Annotated in this window: 1 protein-coding gene and 1 pseudogene (1 of these 2 only partly in view); both read left to right on the top strand. The window is 50.7% G+C overall.

The window, feature by feature from the left end:
* Positions 1-249 (top strand): cysteine desulfurase NifS (locus GTN70_00505; protein ID NIO15483.1); only part of this gene is annotated, 249 nt, incomplete at its 5' end.
* A gap of 157 nt (positions 250-406) precedes the next feature.
* Positions 407-1020, top strand: a pseudogene (locus GTN70_00500) (tRNA 2-thiouridine(34) synthase MnmA); it runs 402 nt beyond the window's last position.

Below are 1020 nucleotides of genomic sequence, written 5' to 3'. Positions count from 1 at the left end.
CTCATCGTAGCTCTCGACATGGTGGGCATAGCCGCCTCAACGGGCTCTGCCTGCACCTCCGGTTCAACCGAACCCTCGTACGTCCTGACCGGGATGCGGGTGGACCCCGTAGATGCCCAGGGGTCACTCAGGTTCAGCCTCGGATACGGAAACTCGGACGAGGACGTGGACTACGCGCTGGAAAAGATCCCCGAGATCGTAACGAAACTGAGGAACCTCTCCCCCATATATAAAGCGAAAGCGCAATAAAAGATTGCATGAAACGAACTATGAAGGATGATAGATGCGTTAATGGTTTTTTTTGATTCCACCGTTTTGACCGGTCAAATTATCAAGTAATATTACAAACCAAATTCGCAAAAATTAGTTATAATTAACAACTTATAAACAGTTCTCAAAATAAAACATGAAGAAAAAGGTAATCGTTGCAATGAGCGGGGGGGTCGATTCCTCTACCGCGGCGTTTCTCCTGAAGAGGGAAGGGTATGAGGTTATCGGCGTGTCCCTCGACCTGTACGATTTCTCCGAAGTCACCGAAGATCGGTCCGGGACATGCTGCTCACTCGATGATATCTACGACGCCCGGGATGTGTGCTACAAGCTCGAAATTCCCCACTACGTGTTCAACTATCGTGAGGTGTTCGAAAAGGAGGTGATCCGGAATTTCCTCGATGAATACGCCTCCGGCAGAACCCCGAATCCCTGTATCATATGCAACGACGTGATCAAGTTCGAGGTCCTCATCGACCGTGCCCGCATGCTCGACGCTGCATACCTCGCAACAGGACATTACGCAAGGATAAAGCGAGACGAGGACGGAACCTGTCGGTTGCTCAAGGGGGTCGACGATCAAAAGGACCAGTCCTATTTTCTCTACCGGCTCAACCAGAGAAACATGCCCTATCTGCTCTTTCCCTGCGGTGAGTATCGGAAGGAGGAAATCAGGGAAATTGCAGAAAGTGCCGGGCTTTCCGTCAAAGACAAGGAGGAATCCCAGGAGGTCTGCTTCGTAACGGAACG

This window comes from Deltaproteobacteria bacterium, from assembly GCA_011773515.1.
Taxonomy (GTDB): domain Bacteria; phylum Desulfobacterota; class Deferrimicrobia; order J040; family J040; genus WVXK01.
The sequence above is the reverse complement of the archived record's forward strand: the minus strand, read 5'-3'. Positions and strand labels throughout refer to the sequence as shown.